We start from the raw sequence: 22,269 nt of genomic DNA on the forward strand, positions 1-22,269 counted from the left end.
TGAACCGAGCCGGGCCGCGCCTACGCCGGGACCTTCACCCGGTCCCGCTCGTCGACCGCATCCTCCGCCGGTCCCTCGATCGACAGGCGCGGCAGGCGCGAGTCCAGCCACGCCGGCATCCACCACGAGGCGCGGCCGAAGAGGTGCATCAGCGCCGGCACCAACACCAACCGGATCACGAACGCGTCGAACAACACGGCGCTCGCCAAGCCAACGCCGAAGAGCTTGATCGTGCGGTCGTCGCCCAACACGAACGAGCCGAAGACCGAGATCATGATGATCGCCGCGGCCATGACGACCTTGCCGGTCAGCGCCAAGCCGTGGCGGACCGCGAAGCCCGAGTCCTTGGTGCGCTCCCACTCCTCGTGCATCCGCGTCACGAGGAAGACCTCGTAGTCCATGGACAACCCGAAGATGATGGCGAACAGCATCACCGGTAGGAACGGTTCGATCGGCGCGGTCGTCTCCACTCCGATCCACGAGGCAAGGTGGCCGTCCTGGAAGATGAAGGTGATGACGCCCAACGCGGCGCCGATCGACAGCAGGTTGAGCACCGCGGCCTTGGCCGGGATCAGCAGCGAGCGGAAGACGACCGCCAGCAGCAACAGCGACAACCCGATCACGACGCCGATGAACAGCGGCAGCTTGCTGGACAAGACGTCGCCGAAGTCGACGGTCGAGGCCGTCGCACCGCCGATTGAGACCGCGGCCAGCGCGGGCGCCTCCTTCGTAACACCGGGCACCACGCGATCCCTCAGCGTCGACAGCAGGTCCTTGGTCGCCGAGTCCTGCGGCTTGGAGGTCGGGATCACGGTTAGCGTCGCCGCGTCGCCCTTCTCATTGACATTGGGTTGCGAGACCGCAGCCACGCCCGGCGTCCTCGCCAGCGCGCTTCGCAACTTCGCGAGCTGCGCCTTGCCGTCACCGCCCGTCTTCACCTCAGCCACCACCAACAGCGGCCCGTTGAAGCCCGGCCCGAAACCCTTGCTGAGCAAGTCATAGGCCTGGCGCGTGGTCGACGATGGCGAGTTGTTGCCCGCGTCGCCGGAGCCCAGCCGCATGCCGGTGATCGGCGAGGCGACTAGCAGCAGCACGACCAGCGACCCGACGGCGAACGCCGCCGGACGCCGCGCGATCAGCGCGCTCCAACGACCCCAGCCGCGCGGTTCGGCGTCGTCGGCGACCGCCGTCGGCACCTTCACCCGCTTGCCCCAGAAGCCGAGCAGCGCGGGCAGGAACGTCAGCGAGCTGATCATCGTCAGCGCCACCGCGGCGGCCGACGCGATCGCCGGGCCGTTCAGGAACGACACGCCCAGCAGCAACATCCCCAACAACGCGATAACGACCGTCGTGCCGGCGAAGAGCACCGAACGCCCCGCCGTATCCATCGCGGTCAGCGTCGCCTCGCGCACGTCGGCGCCTTCGGCGCGCTCGCCGCGGAAGCGGTTGATCACCAACAACGCGTAGTCGATGCCAACGCCTAGGGCGATCATCACCGCCAGGGTCGGTGCAAAGTCCGCGATCGAGAACGCGCCGGTCGCGGCGTAGACGAGGCCCATCGCGGCGGCGATCGCGGCGAACGCGGCGAGCAGCGGCATCACCATCGCCACCGCGGAGCCGAGCACCAGGATCAGCACGACGATCGCGACCCCGATGCCGATCAGCTCGCCGGCGCCGGTCTCCGGTTGCTCGGCCATCTGGATCGCCTGGCCGCCGAGCTCGACCTGAAGCCCGTCGCCCGCGCCCTTCTTGGCGGTATCGACCACGCGCTCCACGTCGGCCTTGTCGAGGTCGACGGCCTGTTGGTCAAACAGCAGCGAGGCGTAGGCGGTCTTGCCGTCCTTGCTGATCGTGCCGGCGTTGGCGTAGGGGCTGACGGCGCCCGCGACCGAAGGCAGGCCGGACACCGACTTGACGACGGCGTTCACCTTGGCCTTGGTCGCGGCGTCGTTCAGCGAACCGCTCTGGACGTGGAACACGATCTGGCTCGTGTCACCCGCCTGCTGGGGGAAGCGGTCGCGGAGGAGGTCGAGGGCGCGCTGGGACTCGGTGCCCGGCAGCGTGAAGTTGTTGACGTAGCCCGAGCCGACGCCGGAGGCGAGGGCCCCAGCGGCGGCGATCAGGACGATCCAGGCCGTCGCCACGAGGCGACGGTGATCGTGGGAGAAGGCGGCAAGGCGGCGCATTCCTCTAGCGAAGCACACTCCGCGCAGATTTGCAATGAGTGCAGAAATGCGCGATGTGCATATGGACACATAGTGCAGTTCTGCACTTCCATCAGCTAGACTGCAAAGGCCCATGGGTCTGCGTGAGCGCAAGAAGGAACAGACGCGCCGCAACATCGAGGACGCCGCGATCCGGCTCTTCGAGGAGCGCGGCTACCAGGCGACGACCGTCGCCGACATCGCCGCGGCCGCGGACATCGCGCCGCGCACGTTCTTCGCGTACTTCCCGTCGAAAGAGGCCGTGCTCTTCGGCGACTTCGACACGAGCTTCGAGGGCTTGCACGCTCACATGGACGAGCGCGCCCCCGAGGAGACGACGTTCGACGCGGTCCGCGCCTGGATCGGCGACCTCATCGACGCCGAGGACCACGACCACGAGCGCGAGCTCTGCCGCCGTCGTCTCATCGCCGACAACGAGGCGCTCACCGCCCACGAGCGCCACCTGATGGGCCGCTTCGAGCGCCTCCTCGCCGAGAACGTCGCCCGCGACCTCGGCGACGACCCCGACGACCTCCAGCCGCGCCTCGTGGCGGCGGCCGCGATCGCCGCGCTGATGGCGATGTCCGACAAGGGCGCCGAGGATCACAACCACAAGGGCGCGATCGACGAAGAGGGCCTGGCCCAACTCGACGACGCCTTCGCCTTCCTGCGCGGCGGCATCGCGGCGCTCCAGGCACGCCGCGCCGAGCAGGCGCGCTCCGCCGCCGCGTAAGCGAACCCAGCGGGTGCGGTTGCCCGCACTCGTGCCACCACCCGGTCAACTTGGGGGACATCCCTGATGCGGGGCGGACGTCTGACGGCGAGCATTCCCGTCGACCCGCACCCCTCCCCGAGAAGGACCTCACCTTGATCACCTCCGCCCGTCCGGCCCTCGCGCTCGACACCCTCCGCGAGCAGTTCACCGGCAACCTCCACGTCCCCGGCGACGACTCCTACGACGAGGCGCGCCAGGCCTGGAACCTCGCGGTCGACCAGCGCCCCGCGCTCGTCGCCGAGCCGTGCACCGCGCAGGACGTCTCCGCCGTCGTCCGCTTCGCCCACGAGGCCGGGCTGCGCATCGCGCCGCAGGGCACGGGCCACAACGCGAGCGCCCGCGCCGGCGCCGCCGCCGACCAGATCCTGCTCAGCACGCGCCTGATGCGCGGCGTCGAGATCGACTCTGAGAACCGCTCCGCCCGCGTCGAGGCCGGCGCGCTGTGCGCCGACCTGACCGCACCCGCGTCCGAGCTCGGCCTCGCCGCGCTGGGCGGCTCGTCGCCGGACGTCGGCCTCGTCGGCTACACGCTCGGCGGCGGCCTCGGCTGGCTCGCGCGCGCCTTCGGGTTGTGCTGCAACTCGGTCCTGTCCTTCGACGTCGTCACCGGCGACGGCGAGCACCTGCACGTCGACGCCGACCACCACCCCGAGCTGTTCTGGGCGCTGCGCGGCGGCACCGGCAGCCCGGCGATCATCACGCACATGGAGCTCCAGCTGATCGCGATGCCGGAGCTGTACGCCGGCGCGATGCTGTGGCCGTGGGAGCGCGCGAGTGAGGTCCTGCACGCGTGGCGCGAGTGGACGCTCGACGCGCCCGAGTCGGCGACGACCTCCGCGCGCATCCTCCAGGTCCCGCCGTTCCCGGACATCCCCGAGATGCTTCGCGGCAAGCAGTTCGTCTGCATCGACGGCGCGGTCGTCGGCACGCCGGACTACGCCTGCGAGGTGCTGTCCAAGCTGCGCGGGCTGGAGCCCGAGATCGACATGTTCGCCCCGGCGCCGCCCGCGGTCTTGAGCCACCTGCACATGGATCCCGAGCACCCGGTGCCCGGCATGGGCACGCACGCGATGCTCGACGAGCTGCCGGCCGAGGCGATCGACGCGCTCATCGCGGTCGCCGGCCACGAGTCGGGCTCGCCGCTGCTGGCGGTCGAGCTGCGCCACCTCGGCGGCGCGCTGTCGCGGGTGCCGGCCGGCGCGGGCGCCCGCTCGCGGCTGGAGGCGGCCTACGTCCTGTTCGCGGTCGGCGTCCCGGTGACGCCGGAGCTGGCCGCGGCGATCCCGCCGCACCTGGCCCGCGTGAAGGCCTCCGTGTCCGAGTTCCACGCCGAGCGCGTGTACCTCAACTTCGCCGAGTCGCCCACGGACGCCAGCCGCGCGTTCGATGACGACGCCTTCGCGGCGCTTCAGGCGGTCAAGGCCAAGTACGACGCGCGCGACCTGATCTGCGCCAACCACGCGATCGCGCCCGCGGGGCGCTAGCGGGAGCGCAAGCGCTCACCGCTGAGCAGGTGCGGTGCCCGCGGCGTCGAACGCCGTGGCACCATGCCTTCGCTCGGCCGAACGGACGGCGTCGCGACGCACCGCTACGGGCGCGTCGCGACCGCCACGGTGGTGGTCGTCGTCGCGACGATCGCGCTGCCGGACGACGACGTCGGCCGCGGCGTCGCGTTGATGTTGCAGGCGTTCCTGCTGACGATGGTGACGATCGCCGCGCGCGATGCGAGCGGTCGCGCGCTGACCGCGATCGCGCTGGCGGCCGCGGTGCTCGGCGCGGTCGGCGCGGTGGGCGCGGACCTGCCGACCTGGCTGGTGCTCGGGCTCAGCGGCGCGCTGGCCGGCGCGATGGTCGCGACGATGGCGACCGGCGTCGTCGCGCTGGTCCGCAGCGAGGGCGTGACCGTCCACGCGGTCGGCGGCGGACTGGGGATCTACCTGCTCGTCGGGATGCTGTTCGCCGACGTGGTCGGCGCGGTGGCGGCGGTGGGCGACAACTCCTACTTCGCGCAAGGCACCGACGCGACCTCGGGCGAGCGCATCTACTACTCCTTCACGACGCTGACCACGACCGGCTTCGGCGACCTGACGCCGGGCACCGAGGTCGGCCGGGCGCTCGGGGTCCTGGAGATGCTGACCGGCCAGATCTACCTGGTGGTCGTGGTCGCGTTGTTGGTGGGGAACCTCAGGCGACGAGTCGCGTGAACAGGCGGTCGAGGACCGCCTCGGGGTCGTCGCACAGCCCGGTGTGGATCGGCGACGGCTGCACGATCGTCGACGACGCGGCCGTGAGCCACCCGAAGCGCTCAGACTGATCGAGCTGGGCGACCGCGCCACCCGCGGGGTCGCCGGCGGCGACGCGGACCATGCCGTCGAGGTGACGCGCGAGCGCGTCGACGTCGAGCGCGGGGGAGAGCGATCGAAGCCGGTCGGAATCGAGCAGCGTGCGCGCCTTGAGGAACGAGCGTCGGCGGCAGAAGACGACGACGCCGACGTTGAGCGACTCGCCGCGCTCGACGGACGGGACGACGCGCCAGATGGCGTACTGGAAGGCATCGCGCTCGCGGTCAGGCGGCGGCACGGCGCGCCTCCTCGGCCTCGGCGGCGAACGCGCGCGGCGCGGTCAGGCGCTGCGCGAAGTGGTCGGCGTACTCGGCGCGCGCTCGCGCCGGATCCTCGCCCAGCCAGTCGTCCGGCAGCTGCGCCGCGATCGACATGATGATGTCGCGATCCAGCCGCGGCGCAAGGCGCTCGTCGGCCTCCAGGATCGACCCCGCGAACGGCAGCAGCACGTGGTCGGCGATCAGCGGGAACGTGGCGCCCGCCGCGCCTTCCGGCCACGATGGCGCGTGGTGGCGGTACAGAGCGGCGCCGTGGTCGATCAACCACAACTCCCCGTGCCAGATCAACATGTTGGGGTTGCGCGGCGTGCGGTCGACGTTCGCGCACAGCGCGTCCAGCCAGACGACGTCAGCGGCCAGCTCCGGCGTCACGCCCGTGGGCGCCGCAGGCGAGAACGGCAGCGCGCTGGGCAGGAAGTCCAGCGCGGCGTTCAGCCCGCCGCTGGCGTGCACGAGCTCCTGGATCTCGGGGTCCGGCTCGGCGTCGGCCAGCCGCGGGTCGACGTCGATCAGCACGATCTCCGGCACCCGCAACCCGAGCGCCCGCGCGACCTCGCCGACCACCACTTCCGCGATCAGCGCCTTGATCCCCTGGCCCGCGCCGCGAAACTTGACGACGTACAGCCCGTCGTCGTCGGCCTCCACGAGGCCCGGCATCGAGCCGCCCTCGCGCAGCGCCTCGGAGTACCGCGTCGCGTGGACGGTGCGCAGGTCGGCCATGAGCGGGGCCTAACACTAGCCCGCTACGGTGCGCCGCAGCCGTGTGGTTCGAGATCGACAACATGGTGCTGACGACCGCGCAGGCCGCGTGCGTCGCGCTGCCCGCGGCGGGCGTGCCGAAGGCGCTGGAGCGGTTCCGCAGCGGCTGGTGGACGCTGGTGCTGCCGCTGTGCATCGTGGTGGTGATCGTCGCGATCAACACCACCTCGACCAGCGCGGACGTGCTGACGTGGGTCGCGCTGATCCTCGTGCCGATCGGGTGCGCGCTGGCGCTGGGGTGGGGGATGCGCGGCGCGCGCTGGTGGCTGGCGCCGCTGGCCGCCGTGCTGCTGGCGATCGCGTGGGCCGACCAGGAGACGCGCGCCGGGCAGGTCGCCACGATCCTGTTGATCATGGGGTCGTGCGTGACGGTCGGGCGCTTGCTCGGCGGCGCCGCACCGCCGCTGCTGCTCAAGCTCGGCCTGATCGCGATGGCGATCTCCGACGCCATCCTCGTCTTCGGCAACACCTTGCAGGCTCCCAACGCGGTGTTGATCGCCGCCGAGCCGGGCGCCGGATTGCCGCAGTTGCAGTCTGCCGGCTTCCACTTCGCGTCGATGGGCTACGGCGACTTCTTCGCTGCGGGCGTGCTCGGCGGGCTGCTGGCGATCGAGCGCCGGCCGCAGCTGATCCCGGCCATCGCGCTAGCGCTCGTCTCGCTCGCGTGGGACCAGCTGTTCCTGGTCGTCGACACGATCCCGGCGACCGTCCCGCCCGCGATCGTGCTGATCGGCGTGGAGGTCTGGGCGCAAGTTCGGGCGCGAGGTCGCGTCGGCGCCGGCCCGCTCGCGAAGCTCTAGTTCAGCAGCGCGTGGATGCGGGCGGCGCTCAGCTCGCCCTTGGGCACGAAGCCGCTCGCGCCGCTCGCCCCGACCAGCGGACCGAACTCGCGCGGGTCGCGCGAGGACGTCATCACGATCTTCGGCGTGTCGTCGCGCTCGGCGCTCGTGATGCGCGTGGCGACGTCGAAGCCATCGAGGTCGGGCAGGTTGACGTCGAGCAGGACGAGGTCCGGGTGCAGGCCCCACGTGCGCTCAATGCCGGTCGCGCCATCCTCGGCCTCGCCGATGACCTCGAAGCCCTCGTGCTCCAGCAGCAGCCGGGCGGCGGAGCGGAAGCTCGGGTGATCGTCGACGATGAGGACCTTCATGGGCACACCTCAAGCGTGCCCATCTGCGGGGATTTTGAGCGTGCGGTTAGCCCTACTTGTCCCCGTGGGTGTCAGGTCTCCGACGCGACCGGCTATCCACCGGACAGCGTTCGGCCATCACAGGAGCCCGCGTTCGTGGGCGCGCGCGACGGCCTCCTCGCGCGATCCCGCGTGCAGCTTCATGTAGATGTTGCGGCAGTGCGTCTTGACGGTGTTGACCGACAGGAACAGCTCCGCGCCGATCTCCCGCTGCGACAGCCCGGATGGCAGTAGGCGCAGGATTGAGCGCTCGCTCGGGGTCAGCAGGGCGGCGTCGCGACCGGCGGTCGCGGCCGCGGGAGCCACCGCCGCGGCAAGGCCTGCCAGACGGCCGTGGTCTGGCGCCACGCCCAGGATCTCCCGCGCCTCGCGCTCCAGCGGCTCGGCTTCCTCGGGCCGGTGGCAGGCGCGGTGCACCGCGGCCAGTCGCAGGCGCGGCTCGGCGCGTTCAAACGGCGATCCGCCACGCGCCGCCAGCGCGATCGCCCGACGCAGCGGCGCGGCCGCGCTCTCCACCGCGCCCGCCAGCTCCAGCAGGCGGCCTTCGGCCAGGACGCCGGCGACCGCGACCGGATGCTCGCCGGCCGCCGGGTCGTCGTCGCGCAGGTCTTCCAAGCGGTCGAGACGGCGCCGGGCCGCGCTCTCGTCGCCGCCCTCGGCCGCGAGGATCGCCAGGTAACCGGTCGCGGCGGTCATCGCGAAGCGGTCGCCGTGGATCGCGGCCAGCCCCGCGGCGCGCGCGAAATGGCGATGCGCGACGCGCGGGCGGTTACGCCAGAACGCCTCCTGTCCGTGCAGCAGCGCGTCGAAGGTGTGCCAGAAGCCGTCCTGCGGATCGTGGCGGGCGGCGCGGGCCAGACGGCGGGCGAGCGCCTCGAGGTCGCCGTGGCGCAGCGCGTCATGAGCGTGCAGGAGCAGGCCGCGGGCGCGCACGGCGGGCGGGACGGCCGCGGCGTCGGCTCCGGCCAGACGCGCGGCGGCGGTCGCGTCGTCGCCGCGCTCCAGCGCCGCCCACAGCGACGCGAGCCAGAGCTCCGGCTCGTCGCCGAGCGCGTCCATCCACGCCAGGACGGTCATCCGCTCGCCGCGGCGCAGCGCACTCTCCCACGACATGGCCACGATCCCGGGATCCAGCGGCGGTGCGACGGCCATCGGTCCGGGGCGCAGCTCCAGCCGGCCGCCGAGCGCGGCGAAGCGCTCCAGCGACGCGGCGGCTGCACGCGACGGCGTGCCCTCGATGACCAGCAGCGGCGCGGGTTCGCGCAGCTCCAGCTCGGCGACCAGCAGCGGCAGGACGGCGTCCTGGAGCGCGTCCGGACCGGCGGCGAGGATCGCCTCCGCGTCGCGACCGAACCCGAGCAGCCCGGCAGTGCGGGCAGCGGCGATCGCGTCGCGCCAGAGGCGGACCGGATCGTGATCCTCGGGACCGAGGGACAGCCGGACGAGCGCAGCAGCGCCACGCTCCGGGACAAGAGCGGCGTCCACCGGCCGACCCTATCCGCCCCTAACACTCGGATGAAAGGGTGAACGGGTGTTGATCCTCGTCCTGCTGAGCGCGGTCATCGGCGCCGGGACGGCACTTAGTCCCTGCGCGCTGCCGGTTCTGCCCGCGCTGCTCAGCGCCGGCGCGGCGGGTGGGCGGCGCCGGCCGGTGGCGATCGTCATCGGCCTGTCGGTCACGTTCATGTTGTCGATCGTCGGCGGCGGAGTGCTGTTGCGTCACATCGGGCTGGGCGGCGGCACGCTGCGCGATCTGGGCATCGCGGTGCTCGTGATCGCGGGCGTTGCGGCGCTGGCGCCGGGCCTCGCGCAGCGGCTGGAGCGCCCGCTGGCCGCCCTCAGCCGCTTCGGCCCGCGCCGCGCGGGCGACGGCTTTGCCTCCGGGCTGCTGGTCGGCGCCGCGCTCGGGTTCGTCTACGCGCCGTGCGCGGGGCCGGTGCTCGCGGCGGTCGTCTCGGTCTCGGCGGTGACCGGGAAGACGGTCGTGGTGGCGCTGGCCTACGTCGCCGGATCCGCGGCGGTGTTGATGGCGATCGCGATCGGCGGGCGGCGTGTGCTGGAGCCGATCCGCCGCGCTGGGCCGCTGCGCGTGCAGCGCGCGCTCGGCGTCGTGCTGCTCGCAACCGCGGTTGCGTTCATCGCCGGGTTGGACATGGACTTCGAGACCGCGCTGGCGCGGCACACCTCCTCGGCGACGCTGACCGGCGGGCTGGAGTCCTCGGCGGGCGTGATCACGCGCCTGGACGAGCTGCGCGGCCGCGCGAAGTTCGACGACAAGAACGCCAAGCCTGCGGCGAAGACCGCCACCGCGACGCGCTCCTCGTTGCCCGACCTCGGCCCCGCGCCGGACTTCACCGGCACACAGCGCTGGTTCAACAGCGCGCCTTTGGACCTCGCCAAGCTCCGCGGCCGCGTGGTGCTGATCGACTTTTGGACCTACACCTGCATCAACTGCCTGCGCACCTTGCCCTACCTGGAGGCGTGGGACGCGCGCTACCGCGCGGCGGGGCTGACGATCGTCGGCGTCCACGCGCCGGAGTTCGGCTTCGAGCACGACGCGGGCAACGTCGCGCGGGCGATCTCCACCAACCACATCAAGTACCCCGTCGTCCAGGACAACGACTTGAAGACCTGGGACGCCTGGGGCAACCAGTACTGGCCGGCCGAGTACCTGATCGACGCCGACGGGCACGTCCGCGAGACGCACTTCGGCGAGGGCGACTACGACAAGTCGGAGGCCGCGATCCGCTCGCTGCTGGCCGAGCGCGGGGCCAAGCTGGCGGCGGCGCGGGCGCGGCCGCACGGCATCACACCGGTCGGGACGGAGGCGACGCCGGAGACCTATGTGGGCGCCGCGCGCGCTCAAGGCTTCACCACGGCACCGTCGACCGGGACCAAGACCTACACCCTGCCCGCGGGGCGCCTGCCGGTCAACGCGTTCGCGCTCGGCGGCCGCTGGAAGATCGGCGACGAGCCCGCGACCGCGGTGTCCGGCGCGACGCTCGCGGCGACCGTCCACGCCCGCTTCGTCTACCTCGTGTTGAGCCCGCCGGATGACGGCAAGGGCGGCGAGGTGACGGTCGCGATCGACGGCGGCCGGTCGAAGCGGATCGCGGTGAAGACCCAGCGGCTTTACACGCTGGCGTCGTTCGGTGCCGCCGGCGACCACGCGCTGAAGCTGCGGTTCGCGCGGGGCACGTCGGCCTACGCGTTCACGTTCGGCTGAACCTCATCCCAACGAGATTCTCAGGCTCGCTTAAGCCTTCTCCCGCAGGATGCGCGTATGAGGGTCAAGCGCTATGTCCTGGTCTCCGCCGCCGTCCTCGCCGCTGGTGCCGGCGGAGGAGCCGCGATCGCCGCTTCGTCAGGCGACGAGCGGCAGAAGACCGAGCAGTCGATCCTGGCCGACGCCGCCAAGCGGCTGAACGTCACGCCGGAGGCGTTGAAGTCCGCGCTCGGCGAGGCAGAGGACGCCCAGCTCGACCAGCAGGTCAAGGATGGCAAGCTCACCCAAGAGCAGGCCGATGCGATCAAGAAGGCGCGCACGCAGAGCGGGACGGTGCTCGGCGGGCCTGGCGTGGGCGGCCACCCGCGCGGCGGCCCGGGCGGTCCGCCCAACGGGAAGCCCGGCGGTCCGGGCGGTCGCGGCGGATTCGGGTTCGGCTTCGGCGGCCTGCGCTTCCACACCGACGCGGGCGGCGCGATCGACGCCGCCGCCACCGCGCTGGGCCTCAAGCGCGACGAGCTCGTCGACAAGCTGAAGGACGGCAAGTCGATCGCCGACATCGCCAAGGACCAGGGCAAGTCGCTGGACGACGTCAAGGCGGCGATCACCGCCGCGGTCACCAAGGAGCTCGACGCCCGCGTCGCGGACAAGAAGCTCACCGCCGACCAGCGCGACAAGATCCTGTCCGAGCTGAAGGACCATCTCGACGACCTGGTCACGCTGAAGCCGCCGACGCCGCCTAACGGCAAGGACCACCCGGCGCTGCCGTTCAGACATCCCTAGGGTGCTCGCAGCAGCTTCCGGGCAAGCTCCCAGGAAGCTCCAAGGAAACGCGCCGACACTGTTGAGCGTGATGACCACCGCCACGCCCGAGAGCCACCGCGTCCTAGTCGTCGATGATGAGCCCAACATCGCCGACGTCATCTCCATGGCCCTGCGCTTCCAGGGGTTCACGGTGGAGTCGGTCGGCGACGGCCGTGCGGCGCTCGACGCGGTGTCGTCGTTCAAGCCGGACCTGCTCGTCCTCGACGTCATGCTGCCCGACATGGAGGGCTTCGAGGTCGCCAAGCGCCTCAGCGCCGAGCGCGTGCAGATCCCCATCATCTTCCTGACCGCCCGCGACGCGACCGAGGACAAGGTCCGCGGCTTGACGATGGGCGGCGACGACTACGTGACCAAGCCCTTCAGCTTGGAGGAGCTGGTCGCGCGCATCCGGACGATCCTGCGGCGCGCGGGCCTCGCGCAGCCTGACTCCTCGAAGCTCGTCTTCGAGGACTTGGAGCTGGACGAGGACACGCGCGAGGTGACGCGCGGCGGCGAGCTGATCGAGCTGACCGCGACCGAGTACCGGCTGCTGCGCTACTTGATGCTCAACCCGCGCCGCGTGCTGACGCGCGCGCAGATCCTCGACCAGGTCTGGGACTACGACTTCGGCGGCGACGCCCGCGTGCTCGAGACCTACATCTCCTACCTGCGCAAGAAGATCGACAAGCAAGGCCCGCCGCTGATCCACACCGCCCGCGGTGTCGGATACGCGCTGCGCGCGCCGAGGACGTAGGCGGAACAGCACTTGTCCTTGCGGACGCGCCTCATCGCGGGGCTGTTGGCGCTGGCGGCGGTCGGCCTGCTGCTCCTTGCCGGCGTCACCTACTACGAGCAGCGCCACTTCCTCGTCAGCCGGATCGACGACCAGGCCCGACAGGCGGCGCGCTGGACCCAGCCGCGGGGCGCTGGCGGCCTGCCGAACGGCGGCATCGGCGGCTACGGCAACCCGCTGCCGCCCGCCGACGGCGATGACGACGACCCGGGGCGCGGCGGCGGCGGTGGCGGCCGCGGCGGCCCAGGCCCGGTGGCGGGCACGTGGGTGATCACGCGGTCCTCCAGCGGCGACGACCCGCAGTGCCTGGCGTGTCAGTACGCATCGACGGCCACGGCGCCGGCGCTCCCGTCCGGCCTGAAGGCGGGCGAGGCCAAGACGGTCAAGGCCACCAACACGGGCGACTCCTACCGCGTCTACGGCGTGACGCTGACCGACGGCAGCGTCCGCTTCTCCGCGCTGCCGCTGGAGGACACCGAGGCGACGCTGCACCGCCTACTGCGGATCGAGGGCCTGGTCATCGCGGGCATCCTGATGGCCTTGGGCGCGTTGGCCTGGTGGTTGGTCGCGATCGGTCTGCGGCCGTTGGAGCGCATCGGCCGCACCGCGGGCTCGATCGCTGCCGGCGACCTGTCGCGTCGCGTCGAACCGTCCAACGAGCGCACGGAAGTCGGCCGCCTCGGACTGGCGTTGAACAGGATGTTGGAACGGCTGGAGGAGGCGTTCGCCAAGCAGCGCGCCTCCGAGGACCGGCTGCGGACGTTCCTGGCCGACGCGTCACACGAGCTGCGCACGCCGCTGGCGTCGATCCGCGGCTACGCCGAGCTGTTCCGGATGGGCGCCGCGAGCGACCAGGAAGCGACCGAGCGCTCAATGAGCCGGATCGAGTCCGAGGCCGCGCGGATGGGCGTCCTGGTCGAGGACCTGCTGACGCTGGCGCGCCTGGACGAGGTCCGCGAGCAGATCCGCGAGGACGTCGACCTCGGCCGCTTGGCCGGCGACGCCGTCGACGACGCCCGCGCGACCGCCCCCGACCGCGAGATCGAGCTCCGCACCGCCGGCCCGGTGCACGTCGTCGGCGATCCCCATCAGCTCCGCCAGGTCTTCGCGAACCTGCTGCGCAACGCGCTCGTCCACACACCACCAGGAACGCCGGTCGAGGTCGACGTCCGCGACGACGGCACCATGTCCGTGTTGGAGGTCCGCGACTTCGGCCCTGGGCTGCCGACCGACGAGAACGACCTGCTCTTCGAGCGCTTCTGGCGCGCCGAAGGCGGCCGCAAGCAAGGCAAGGCCGGTGCCGGCCTCGGCCTGGCGATCGTCTCCGGGATCGTCGCGGCCCACCAGGGCGAGGTGGCCGCCGACAACGCCCCAGGTGGCGGCGCCCGCTTCATCGTCCGCCTCCCGCACGACGCGCCCGCGCCCTCCACGCCGCAGACCTGACCGGTCGTCCGCCCGGTCGCCCATCCGAAGGGCCAGGATGCGCAGCGACGCACAGCGCTGTGTGGTTACGGTCGCTCTATGAGCGTACGCGTCTTGGTCTGTTCCGCCGCCGGTCTCGTCGCGCTTGCGGCGGGGACCGCGGTTGCCACGGCGGACGGCAGCGACGGGCGGGCAGCGAGGCCGCCCGTCGCGCATGCCGCCGCCAAGGCCCGGGTGCCGAACGAGGTCGGGCGCAACCACCAGAAGGCGCAGGACGACCTTCAGGCGCACGGCTTCTACAACTTGCGCGAGAAGGACTGCAGCGGCCGCGATCGCTCGTTGATCTGGGACCGCAACTGGAAGGTCGTCAAGCAGACCCCGGCGGCCGGCAAGCGCGTGAGCAAGAACCGTGTCATCACCCTCTGCTCGGTCAAGTACACCGACTAGGGGTCCGAGCACTACCGCATCGGGGTCCGGGTCGAGTTAGCGTCGTATATCGACGCTAACTCGACCTGGATCGTCAATTTGCCGCCTAGACGGCCTCCGCCACCGGCGCCTCGAACGCTTGGCCCTCCTCTGACGCGGGCGCCAGCGCGGCAAGGCGGCTGACGGCCGCGTCGAGATCCTCGGGCGGCAGGGTGAACGGCAGACGTAGGTGGCGCTCGAAGGTCCCGTCCACGCTGAACGCCGGGCCCGGCACCACCAACAGCCCTTCGCGCGCGGCGGCGGCCGCCAGGCGGGTCGCGTCGGGACCCGGGAGGCGGACCCAGAAGGAGAGGCCGCCGTGGACGCGCGGGACGTGCCACGTCGGCGCGTGCTCGGCCAGCGAGGCGGCCAGGGCGTTGCGGCGAGACTTCAGCAGCGAGCGACGCGAGGCGACGACGGCGTCCCAGTCCTTGAACAACTCGACGGCGAGGAGCTGGTCCAGGACGGGGGAGGACATGTCGACGGTCGCGCGCAGAGCGGCGAGCTCGCGGACGGTACGGGCGGTCGCCCGGATCCAGCCGACGCGGACGCCGCCCCAGGCGGACTTGCTCATCGTCCCGATCGTGATCACCGCGCCGGGCGGCCCGAACGAGCCGAGCGGCGGTGGCAGCGCGGGGCCGTCGAGGCGCAGCTCGGCGCACGTCTCGTCGACGACCAGGACGGTTCCGGCGCGGGCGCAGGTCGTCGCGATCGTCTCGCGCGCCGCGGCCGACATCGTCAGCCCGGTCGGGTTGTGGAAGTCGGCGACGGTCACCGCCAGGCGCGGCGAGGCGGCGCGGATCGTGTCGGCCCAGGCGCCGGCGTCCCACCCGCGCGCGCCGAGCGGGACCGGCACCGCGCGGGCGCGTGCCGCCCGGATCGCCGCCAGCGTGCGCGGGTAGGCAGGCGCGTCGACCAGCACGCGCTCGCCCGGACCGGCGAGCAACCCCAGCACCAAGTTCAAGGCGTGTTGCGCGCCGCTGGTCACCAGCACCTCGTCGGCCGTGGTCGCCAGCCCGCGCTCGGTCAGGCGCGCTGCGACCGCCGCCCGCAGCGCCGGTAGCCCGGCCGCCGTGTAGCCGTGCCCGGCGAGGTGGCGCGGCAGCACCGCCACGGCCCGCTCCGCCGCGTGCGCCACCAGCGGGTCCGGCGCCGGCAGCGCGGCTATTGACAGGTCCAGCGACCGGATCGAGTCCGCGTCGTCACCCGACGGCAGCGGCGGCACGCGTGCAGTCGCGGCGCCGCCCGCGCTCGCCGGCAGCGTCAGCCAGCTCCCCGCGCCGCGCGCGCTGAGCAGGAACCCGTCCTCGCGCAGGCGATCATAGGCCCGCGACACCGCGCCGCGGCTGATCCCCAGCTCCGCCGACAGCGCGCGCTCGCTGGGCACACGTGTCCGCGCCGCCAGCCGGCCGTCGACCACGAGCGCCCGCACCGCGTCGGCCAACGCGTGCGACGCCTCGCCCGGACGCCGCCAGCCGTCGCCCAGCAGCGCCGCCAGCGCCGGGGCCAAGACCTCTCGATTGGCTCTACTCATAGGAGACCATTCGCGCGACCATGGACCCATGCTACTCCGGCGCCTTGCCCAGCTCTACTTCGGCCTCGTCCTCTACGGCGCCAGCGCCGCGCTGATCCTGCTCTCCGGCCTGGGCAACGTGCCGTGGGACGTCTTCCACCAGGGCCTGGCGAACCACACGCCGATCGGCACCGGCCTCTGGGTCTGCATCGTCGGCGCGCTGCTGCTCCTGCTCTGGATCCCCCTCAAGCAGAAGCCCGGCCTCGGCACGGTCTCCAACGTGATCGTCCTCGGCGTCGTGCTCCAAGTCATGGTGGATGCCTTCGATCAGCCGAGCAGCGCCACCGAGCGCACGGCACTCCTCCTCGGCGGCATCCTGCTCAACGGCATCGCGACGGGCCTCTACATCGGCGCGCGCTTCGGCCCCGGCCCGCGCGACGGCCTCATGACCGGCCTCGCGGCCCGTGGCCACTCACTGCGCGTCGTCCGGACCGGGATCGAGCTCACCGTGCTGGCGAGCGGCGCGCTGCTCGGCGGCACCGTCGGCATCGGCACCGTCCTCTATGCGCTCTCGATCGGTCCGCTGGCGAAGGTCTTCGTGCCGCTGCTAGACAGCGGCAGCCCGGCTCAGCGCCGCGACGCGAGGTGGCGCAGGAACGGGGCCGCGTCCAGCCCGCGACCGGTCGCCGACTCCACGATCGGCACCGTGTCCAGCCGCCGCCCGTGGCGGTGGACCTTGGTCCCCAGCCAGGTGCGGATCGCGTCCACGTCGCCGAGCGCGAGCGCGTCGGCCTGCGGGCCCAGCTCGGACTCCAGCGACTCCCACAGCTGAGCGGCGATCATGCAGCCCAGCGCGTAGGACGGGAAGTATCCGAACGCGCCGCCGGACCAGTGGACGTCCTGCAGGACGCCGTCGGCGTCGGACGGCACGTCGACGCCGAGCAGGCGCTTCATGCCGTCGTTCCACGCGGCCTGAAGGTCCTCGACGGCGAGCGTCCCCTCGATCAGCGCGGACTCCAGCTCGAAGCGCAGGACGATGTGCAAGGGGTAGGTCGTCTCGTCGGCGGACACGCGGATCAGCGACGGCTGCACCGCCGTGACCGAAGCGAAGACCTCGTCACCGGTCACCGCAAAGCCGGCCGCGCTCAGCTCGGCCGCCAAGACGCCCGTGAACGCCGGATGGCGCCCGACGTGGTTCTCCCACAACTTGCTCTGCGACTCGTGGATCGACATCGACGTCCCGTCGCCCAACGACGTGCGCGCCAGCTCGGGCGCGATCTGCCGGTCGTAGATCGCGTGGCCGAACTCGTGCATCGCGGCCAGCAGCGACTCGAGCTGGCCGTCGGTGTAGCGCGTGGTGATGCGGCTGTCGAGCAGGCCGAAGTTGGTGGAGAACGGGTGCGACGAGACATCCAGGCGCCACGAGTCCTCGGTGACGCCGAACTTCGCGAGCACCGCCTTCACCGCCTGCTCCTGCGCCGCGATCGGCACGTCCAGCGACTTCGGCGCCGGCCGCCCGGCCAGCTCCTCGACCAGTGGCGGCAGCTCGCGCGTCAGCTCGGAGAAGACCTCCGTGATGCGGTCATAGGTCAACCCGTAGTCGAAGTCGGCCAGCAGCGCGTCGTAAGGGCGCGCGAACTCGTCGGCGAAGCACGCCGCGTACGCGCGCGCCAGCTCGACGTTGCGCTTCAGCGCGGGGACGAAGCGCGCGAAGTCGTCGTTGGCGCGCGCCTCCTCCCAGATGTCCTGCCCCTCGGCGCCGGCCTGCGCCAGCTCCGCGGTCAGCTCGCCCGGCACCTGGCGCTGGCGGTCGTAGTCGCGCTTGGCCAAGCGCACGATGTCGACGTCGAGCTCGTCGAGCTCCGCGTCGGCCAGCGCGTCCAGCCACTCGCCGACCTCCGGCCCGGTCGCCCGCTCGTGGTGCAGCCGCGACAGCGTCGCCAGCTGGTCGGCGCGGCCCGCGCCGCCGGCCGGCGGCATGAACGTCCGCTGGTCCCACGCGGCCAGGGCGCCGAGCGCGCCGAGGTCGGACAGCTCGGCCAGGCGGGCGCGGAGCCGGGCGATGGGCGTCGTGGGCGGAGCGTCGATGGCCATGTCCCGCAACTTAGATGGTCGATGCGGAATTCGCGCGGCCGTGCTCGCACGTCGTGCGGCGCTGGATCGCCACGCGGCAGCTTGCCGATCCAACCAGGATCGGCTGCGCTGTCGCGTGGCGCCCAGCATCCACACGACGCACGATCACGACCACGCTCGATTCCGTATCGACCATCTCGCGCGCCGTGCTGCCGCTAGGCCGGCGCGGCAGCAGGCTCGGGCAGCGGCGCCAGGCGCGACCCGCCGCGCGGGATGCTCAGGAGCGCAGCCGACGCGAGCAGTGCGCCCGCGAGCGCGACGACGAACACCGCGGTGCCGGTCGCGCGCGCCGGGTCGTGGCCCGCGGCGTAGACGGTCTCGGCCGCGGCCAGCGCGATCGCGCCGCCCGTCTGGCGCAGCAGCAGGAGCGTGCCCATCGCGGCGCCGATGTCCTGCGGCGCGACCGTCCGCTGGAGCGCGATCTGGAGTCCGGACAGCGACGGTCCGACGCCGAACCCGATCAACCCCATGAACAAGAGGCTGAGCCCGTCGGGCGTGTCCGCGTCGAACGTCGCGAACCCGAGCGCGCCGAGCATGACCAAGCCCATGCCGATCAGCAGCGGCGTCCGGAACTCCAGCCGCCGAACGATGACCGCCGCGCCGACGTTCACCGAGAGCAGCACGCCGAGCAGCAGCGGGTAGATCAGCAGGCCGGAGTGCGTGGCGCTGACGTCGCGCGCCAGCTGGAAGTAGCGCGGCAGCAGCAGGACGCCGGAGAAGAGCGCGAAGCTCGCGAACGTCCCGGCCGCGCAGATCGCGCCGACGCGACGGTCGGCGAGCAGCCGCATGGGGATGATCGGCGCGGGCGCGCGGCGCTCGGCGCGGAGCAGCAGGACCGTGAGGATCAGGCCCGCGGCGATCAGCCCGCCGACGTTCCACTGCGTCCACGCTGGGAGGTCGCCGGTGACGGGATCGGCGTGCGTGCGCTCGTTCAACCCGACCAACAACAGCGACGCGGCGGCGGTCAGCAGCGCGATCCCGCGCAGGTCCAGTGGGATCTCGCGGCCTTCGCTGCGCCCGACCTCGCGGGGGAGGAGGCGGGCGATCGCGAAGAACGCCACGGCTCCGATCGGCAGGTTGACCGTGAAGCACGCGCGCCAGCCGACGTGATCGGTGAGCAGGCCGCCGATCAGCGGCCCGGCGAGCAGCGCGAAGCCCATCATCCCGGCCATCGCGCCCTGCAGCGCGGCGCTGCGCCGCCCCGCGAAGAGGTCGGCGATCAGGATGAAGGACAACGACTCCAGCGCGCCGGCGCCCGCGCCTTGCAAGGCGCGGGCGCCGACCAGCCACTCCATGGAGGTCGCGACACCGCTCAGCGCGCTGCCGACCAAGAACAAGGACATGCCGGTGAGGAGGAGGTCGCGGCGGCCGAAGCGATCCGACAGCCGCGCGTAGAGCGGGAGGGTGATGGTCGCGGGGACGAGGTAGGCGGTGACGACCCACAGGTAGAGGTCGCGCCCGTCGAGGTCGGCCACGATGCGGGGAAGGGCCGTGCCGACGATCGTCTGGTCGAGCATCGCGAGCAGGAGGCCGGACATGACGGCCGCGAGGAGGAGTCTCTGGCGAGGCATACATGCAAGTTTTGACATGTAAGAACTTGCATGTCAAGCTCGGGTTATGCTTCTTGGTCATGTCCCTGCGTCACGCGGTGCTGGGGCTGCTGACCTGGCAGCCGATGACGGGCTACGAGCTGGCCAATAAGTTCGACGTCTCGCTCGGCAACGCCTGGCACGCGAGCCACAGCCAGATCTACCCCGAGCTCGGCAAGCTCGAGGACGAGGGGATGATCGAGGTCGTCGCCCGCGGCGCGCGCAACAGCCGGACCTACGGCGTCACCGATGCCGGCAGCGAGGAGCTGCGGCGCTGGCTGGTTGACGTCGAGCCCAACCGCCAGCAGCGCAGCGAGTCCGGGGTCCGCTCGTTCCTCGCGCCGCGGCTGCTCAAGCCGAAGGACTCACGCCTTGCGCTGGAGCGCGATCTGCGCGATATCCGCGCCCAGCAGGAGATGCTGGAGGAGATCCAGCGGCGGATGGACGAGGACCCCGGCGGGAGCCATCCCTTCGCTCCCGCCGTCGACCTCGGCCTGCGGATCAACCCCGTGATCGAGGGCTGGATCCGCGACCAGCTCGCCGAGCTGGCCGACACCGCCGACTAGCTAGCTCTTCGCCGTGCCCAGCTTGGCCGTCGCCGTCTGCGACGCGCCGTCACGCGTGTAGGTGACCTTCAGCTCGTCGCCAGGCTGGTGGGAGGCGATGAGCGACGCCAGCGCGTCCGCGTCGCTCACCGCCTGCCCGTCGATCGCGGTGATCGTGTCGCCGGCCTTCAGTCCCGCCTCCGCGGCTGCGCCGCCCGCGGTGACGGCAGCCAGCTTCACGCCGCCGCTCGTGCCGTCCTGGATCTGCACCCCGAGCTGCGGGTGCTGGACCGTCTCACCGGCGATCAGCGCCGCCGCTACCGTGCGCACCGTGTCGGAGGGGATCGCGAAGCCGACGCCGTCGTTGCCGCCCGAGTCGGACTCGATCTGCGCGTTGACGCCGATCACCTCGCCGTCCTGGTTGAGGAGCGGCCCGCCGGAGTTGCCGTGGTTGATGGAGGCGTCGGTCTGGATCGCGCCGCCGATCGTCTTGTCTGACGGTGACGTGATCGTGCGATCGAGCGCGGAGACGATGCCGGTGGTGAGCGTCTCCGAGAGGCCGAACGGGCTGCCGATCGCCAGGACGCCGTCGCCGACCTCGACGTCGTCCGAGGCCCCGAGCGTGAGCGGATGCAGCTTCGACGCGCTCACGCCAGAGACCCGGACGACGGCCAGGTCGGTTGCGGTGTCGGTGCCGACGACCGAGGCCTTGGCCTTGGTCCCGTCGCTGAACGTCACGCTGACCGCGGACGCGCCGTCGACCACGTGCGCGTTGGTGACGATGTCGCCCTTGGCGTCGACGACGAACCCGGAGCCCTCCGCCTGGCCCTCCGACGTGGTGACGATCAGGTCGACCACGCCCTGCGACGCCGTCTTGTAGACCTCGCCGACGGTCTTGGAGTCCGACGAGGTCGTGGCGCTGGCGACCGCGGTCGACCCGCCGGAGGCCGTGGTGGTGGTCGCGGTGGTGGTTCCTCCTTGGGCGTCCTTGGTGGACGCCACGACGGCGCCGCCCGCGCCACCGGCCAGGGCGGCGACGCTGAGGAAGATGGCTGCTGCGGGCTTGACGTTCATGGCGTTCACCTTGCGCCCGGATCCTGCGGTGTCGCCAAGCGCTTCCTGGGAGAGCGCTGGGAGCAACGTCCTTATGAAGTCTTGGGGTTCCCTTGAAATTCAGACAAGCGAGCGGTCGCAGACTGTCTGACATGACCCTCCCCTCGAAGCTTGCCGCTGTGGGTGCCTGCGCATTGATCGCCGGCGCCGGCGGCGCGGGCGTCGCCGCCGTCGCCACCAATGGCCACGGCGGCTCCGGCACCGCGACGGCCGCTGCGCCGTCTGCGTCCGGCACCCCGCAACCGGTCTCTGAGAAGACCACCAACGACACCGCGAAGGCCGTCTACGACGACGCCAAGGACGCGGTCACCTACATCAGCGCCCAGACCAGCCAGGGAACGGCCACCGGCTCGGGCTTCGTCGTCTCCAGCGACGGCAAGATCATCACCAACGAGCACGTCGTCGACGGCGCCACCGCCGTCACGGTCAAGCTCGGCACCGGCGGCAAGACGCTCTCCGCGCAGGTCGTAGCCGCCGATGCCTCCAAGGACCTGGCGTTGTTGAAGGTCGACGGCACCGACCTCAAGCACTTGGACCTTGGCGACTCATCGTCCTTGCAGGTCGGCAACGACGTGTACGCCATCGGCAACCCCTACGGGTTGGACCACACGCTGACCAGCGGCATCGTCTCCGCCCTGAACCGAGAGATCGAAGCCCCGGACGGCACGCCCATCACCGGCGCCATCCAGACCGACGCCGCGCTGAACCCCGGCAACTCCGGCGGTCCGCTGCTCGATGGCAATGGCAAGGTGATCGGCGTCAACTCGCAGATCGCGTCGAGCGGCTCGTCGAGCGGCGAGGCCGGCAACGTCGGCATCGGCTTCGCGATCCCCGCCAAGACGGTCGCGGACTTCGTCGCCAACCCGACGACGTCGTCCTCCTCGACGCAGCAGTCCCAGCAGCAGGTCGATCCGTCGCAGCAGCAGGGCCAGCAGGTCGACCCCTCGCAGCAGGGCCAGTCCCCGTGGGATGGCCAGCAGCAGGATCCGTCGCAGGCCGATCCCTACGGCCAGGACCAGACCGATCCTTACGGTCAGGACCAGACCGATCCCTACGGCCAGCAGGCCGATCCGTACGGCCAAGACCAGCAGTCCTCGCCGTACGAGCTGGTGCCCTAAG

The 22,269-nt window shown here is 71.8% G+C and carries 20 protein-coding genes and 1 pseudogene; 12 read left to right on the top strand and 9 right to left on the bottom strand.

Features of this window, described 5'->3' with window-relative positions; genetic code table 11:
• Positions 1 to 20: 20 nt before the first annotated feature.
• Complete coding sequence (locus tag ACT01A_RS26510; RefSeq protein WP_445150117.1) at positions 21 to 2,186, bottom strand: MMPL family transporter; 2,166 nt, start codon at positions 2,184 to 2,186, stop codon at positions 21 to 23.
• Between the two features lie 112 nt (positions 2,187 to 2,298).
• Here ACT01A_RS26510 and ACT01A_RS26515 point away from each other — a divergent pair, with 112 nt between their 5' ends.
• The 3 genes from ACT01A_RS26515 (at position 2,299) to ACT01A_RS26525 (ending at position 5,183) form a co-directional block, all read left to right on the top strand.
• Positions 2,299 to 2,937 carry a TetR family transcriptional regulator gene (locus ACT01A_RS26515; protein WP_445150118.1) on the top strand — a complete coding sequence of 213 codons (639 nt, stop codon included), beginning with the start codon at positions 2,299 to 2,301 and terminating at the stop codon, positions 2,935 to 2,937.
• Positions 2,938 to 3,071: 134 nt separating this feature from the next.
• On the top strand, positions 3,072 to 4,463 hold the full coding sequence (locus ACT01A_RS26520) for an FAD-binding oxidoreductase (RefSeq protein WP_445150119.1): 1,392 nt from the start codon (positions 3,072 to 3,074) through the stop codon (positions 4,461 to 4,463).
• Between the two features lie 63 nt (positions 4,464 to 4,526).
• The gene (locus ACT01A_RS26525; RefSeq protein WP_445150120.1) at positions 4,527 to 5,183 is read left to right on the top strand and encodes an ion channel; all 657 of its coding nucleotides are present in this window, start codon (positions 4,527 to 4,529) and stop codon (positions 5,181 to 5,183) included.
• Here ACT01A_RS26525 and ACT01A_RS26530 read toward each other — a convergent pair.
• Together ACT01A_RS26530 and ACT01A_RS26535 are read right to left on the bottom strand one after the other, a co-directional pair.
• Complete coding sequence (locus tag ACT01A_RS26530; protein ID WP_445150121.1) at positions 5,164 to 5,559, bottom strand: DUF3037 domain-containing protein; 396 nt, start codon at positions 5,557 to 5,559, stop codon at positions 5,164 to 5,166. The two genes, ACT01A_RS26525 and ACT01A_RS26530, sit on opposite strands and share 20 nt — an antisense overlap.
• Complete coding sequence (locus ACT01A_RS26535) at positions 5,546 to 6,319, bottom strand: HipA family kinase (protein ID WP_445150122.1); 774 nt, start codon at positions 6,317 to 6,319, stop codon at positions 5,546 to 5,548. Before ACT01A_RS26535 ends, ACT01A_RS26530 begins: the two co-directional genes overlap by 14 nt.
• A gap of 41 nt (positions 6,320 to 6,360) precedes the next feature.
• On the opposite strand from ACT01A_RS26535, the gene ACT01A_RS26540 reads away from it, so the two are divergent.
• Positions 6,361 to 7,158 carry a hypothetical protein gene (locus ACT01A_RS26540; protein ID WP_445150123.1) on the top strand — a complete coding sequence of 266 codons (798 nt, stop codon included), beginning with the start codon at positions 6,361 to 6,363 and terminating at the stop codon, positions 7,156 to 7,158.
• On the opposite strand, the gene ACT01A_RS26545 is transcribed toward ACT01A_RS26540, so the two are convergent.
• Together ACT01A_RS26545 and ACT01A_RS26550 are read right to left on the bottom strand one after the other, a co-directional pair.
• Positions 7,155 to 7,508 (bottom strand): response regulator, encoded by a 354-nt coding sequence (locus ACT01A_RS26545; RefSeq protein WP_445150124.1) that lies wholly within the window; start codon positions 7,506 to 7,508, stop codon positions 7,155 to 7,157. The genes ACT01A_RS26540 and ACT01A_RS26545 overlap by 4 nt on opposite strands.
• Before the next feature lie 117 nt (positions 7,509 to 7,625).
• Complete coding sequence (locus ACT01A_RS26550; RefSeq protein WP_445150125.1) at positions 7,626 to 9,032, bottom strand: LuxR C-terminal-related transcriptional regulator; 1,407 nt, start codon at positions 9,030 to 9,032, stop codon at positions 7,626 to 7,628.
• A 46-nt stretch (positions 9,033 to 9,078) separates the two neighbouring features.
• Between ACT01A_RS26550 and ACT01A_RS26555 the strand changes: the two genes are divergently transcribed.
• From ACT01A_RS26555 to ACT01A_RS26575, 5 genes are all read left to right on the top strand, one after another.
• On the top strand, positions 9,079 to 10,773 hold the full coding sequence (locus ACT01A_RS26555; protein WP_445150126.1) for a cytochrome c biogenesis protein DipZ: 1,695 nt from the start codon (positions 9,079 to 9,081) through the stop codon (positions 10,771 to 10,773).
• A 57-nt stretch (positions 10,774 to 10,830) separates the two neighbouring features.
• The gene (locus ACT01A_RS26560; RefSeq protein ID WP_445150127.1) at positions 10,831 to 11,556 is read left to right on the top strand and encodes a hypothetical protein; all 726 of its coding nucleotides are present in this window, start codon (positions 10,831 to 10,833) and stop codon (positions 11,554 to 11,556) included.
• 70 nt (positions 11,557 to 11,626) lie between these two features.
• A complete protein-coding gene (locus tag ACT01A_RS26565) occupies positions 11,627 to 12,331 on the top strand; it encodes a response regulator transcription factor (RefSeq protein ID WP_445150128.1) in 705 nt (234 codons plus the stop codon).
• 12 nt (positions 12,332 to 12,343) lie between these two features.
• Complete coding sequence (locus ACT01A_RS26570; RefSeq protein WP_445150129.1) at positions 12,344 to 13,813, top strand: sensor histidine kinase; 1,470 nt, start codon at positions 12,344 to 12,346, stop codon at positions 13,811 to 13,813.
• 78 nt (positions 13,814 to 13,891) lie between these two features.
• On the top strand, positions 13,892 to 14,239 hold the full coding sequence (locus ACT01A_RS26575) for a PASTA domain-containing protein (RefSeq protein ID WP_445150130.1): 348 nt from the start codon (positions 13,892 to 13,894) through the stop codon (positions 14,237 to 14,239).
• Between the two features lie 85 nt (positions 14,240 to 14,324).
• Here ACT01A_RS26575 and yczR read toward each other — a convergent pair whose 3' ends face one another.
• The gene (gene yczR, locus ACT01A_RS26580) at positions 14,325 to 15,791 is read right to left on the bottom strand and encodes a MocR-like transcription factor YczR (protein WP_445150131.1); all 1,467 of its coding nucleotides are present in this window, start codon (positions 15,789 to 15,791) and stop codon (positions 14,325 to 14,327) included.
• A gap of 28 nt (positions 15,792 to 15,819) precedes the next feature.
• Here yczR and yczE point away from each other — a divergent pair.
• Positions 15,820 to 16,314, top strand: a pseudogene (yczE, locus tag ACT01A_RS26585) (membrane protein YczE); the annotation flags it as partial.
• An 83-nt stretch (positions 16,315 to 16,397) separates the two neighbouring features.
• Here yczE and ACT01A_RS26590 read toward each other — a convergent pair.
• Both ACT01A_RS26590 and ACT01A_RS26595 read right to left on the bottom strand, forming a co-directional pair.
• Entirely contained in the window at positions 16,398 to 17,864 is a 1,467-nt protein-coding gene (locus ACT01A_RS26590; protein WP_445150132.1) for a carboxypeptidase M32, read from the bottom strand.
• Between the two features lie 194 nt (positions 17,865 to 18,058).
• Complete coding sequence (locus ACT01A_RS26595; RefSeq protein ID WP_445150133.1) at positions 18,059 to 19,474, bottom strand: MFS transporter; 1,416 nt, start codon at positions 19,472 to 19,474, stop codon at positions 18,059 to 18,061.
• Between the two features lie 59 nt (positions 19,475 to 19,533).
• On the opposite strand from ACT01A_RS26595, the gene ACT01A_RS26600 reads away from it, so the two are divergent.
• Positions 19,534 to 20,058 (top strand): PadR family transcriptional regulator, encoded by a 525-nt coding sequence (locus ACT01A_RS26600; protein ID WP_445150134.1) that lies wholly within the window; start codon positions 19,534 to 19,536, stop codon positions 20,056 to 20,058.
• Here the strand turns inward: ACT01A_RS26600 and ACT01A_RS26605 are convergent, their stop codons facing one another.
• Positions 20,059 to 21,111 carry a S1C family serine protease gene (locus tag ACT01A_RS26605; protein WP_445150135.1) on the bottom strand — a complete coding sequence of 351 codons (1,053 nt, stop codon included), beginning with the start codon at positions 21,109 to 21,111 and terminating at the stop codon, positions 20,059 to 20,061.
• 131 nt (positions 21,112 to 21,242) lie between these two features.
• Here ACT01A_RS26605 and ACT01A_RS26610 point away from each other — a divergent pair, with 131 nt between their 5' ends.
• Entirely contained in the window at positions 21,243 to 22,268 is a 1,026-nt protein-coding gene (locus ACT01A_RS26610; RefSeq protein WP_445150136.1) for a S1C family serine protease, read from the top strand.
• Position 22,269 lies beyond the last annotated feature (1 nt).

It is taken from the genome of Baekduia sp. Peel2402 (assembly GCF_052567285.1).

Coding starts and splice junctions, on each gene's coding strand:
- ACT01A_RS26525 (WP_445150120.1), top strand. CDS start 4,527: ATGCCTTCGCTCGGCCGAACGGACGGCGTCGCGACGCACCGCTACGGG.
- ACT01A_RS26515 (WP_445150118.1), top strand. CDS start 2,299: ATGGGTCTGCGTGAGCGCAAGAAGGAACAGACGCGCCGCAACATCGAG.
- ACT01A_RS26610 (WP_445150136.1), top strand. CDS start 21,243: ATGACCCTCCCCTCGAAGCTTGCCGCTGTGGGTGCCTGCGCATTGATC.
- ACT01A_RS26510 (WP_445150117.1), bottom strand. CDS start 2,186: ATGCGCCGCCTTGCCGCCTTCTCCCACGATCACCGTCGCCTCGTGGCG.
- ACT01A_RS26535 (WP_445150122.1), bottom strand. CDS start 6,319: ATGGCCGACCTGCGCACCGTCCACGCGACGCGGTACTCCGAGGCGCTG.
- ACT01A_RS26545 (WP_445150124.1), bottom strand. CDS start 7,508: ATGAAGGTCCTCATCGTCGACGATCACCCGAGCTTCCGCTCCGCCGCC.
- ACT01A_RS26595 (WP_445150133.1), bottom strand. CDS start 19,474: ATGCCTCGCCAGAGACTCCTCCTCGCGGCCGTCATGTCCGGCCTCCTG.
- ACT01A_RS26565 (WP_445150128.1), top strand. CDS start 11,627: ATGACCACCGCCACGCCCGAGAGCCACCGCGTCCTAGTCGTCGATGAT.
- yczR (WP_445150131.1), bottom strand. CDS start 15,791: ATGAGTAGAGCCAATCGAGAGGTCTTGGCCCCGGCGCTGGCGGCGCTG.
- ACT01A_RS26560 (WP_445150127.1), top strand. CDS start 10,831: ATGAGGGTCAAGCGCTATGTCCTGGTCTCCGCCGCCGTCCTCGCCGCT.
- ACT01A_RS26600 (WP_445150134.1), top strand. CDS start 19,534: ATGTCCCTGCGTCACGCGGTGCTGGGGCTGCTGACCTGGCAGCCGATG.
- ACT01A_RS26590 (WP_445150132.1), bottom strand. CDS start 17,864: ATGGCCATCGACGCTCCGCCCACGACGCCCATCGCCCGGCTCCGCGCC.
- ACT01A_RS26575 (WP_445150130.1), top strand. CDS start 13,892: ATGAGCGTACGCGTCTTGGTCTGTTCCGCCGCCGGTCTCGTCGCGCTT.
- ACT01A_RS26605 (WP_445150135.1), bottom strand. CDS start 21,111: ATGAACGTCAAGCCCGCAGCAGCCATCTTCCTCAGCGTCGCCGCCCTG.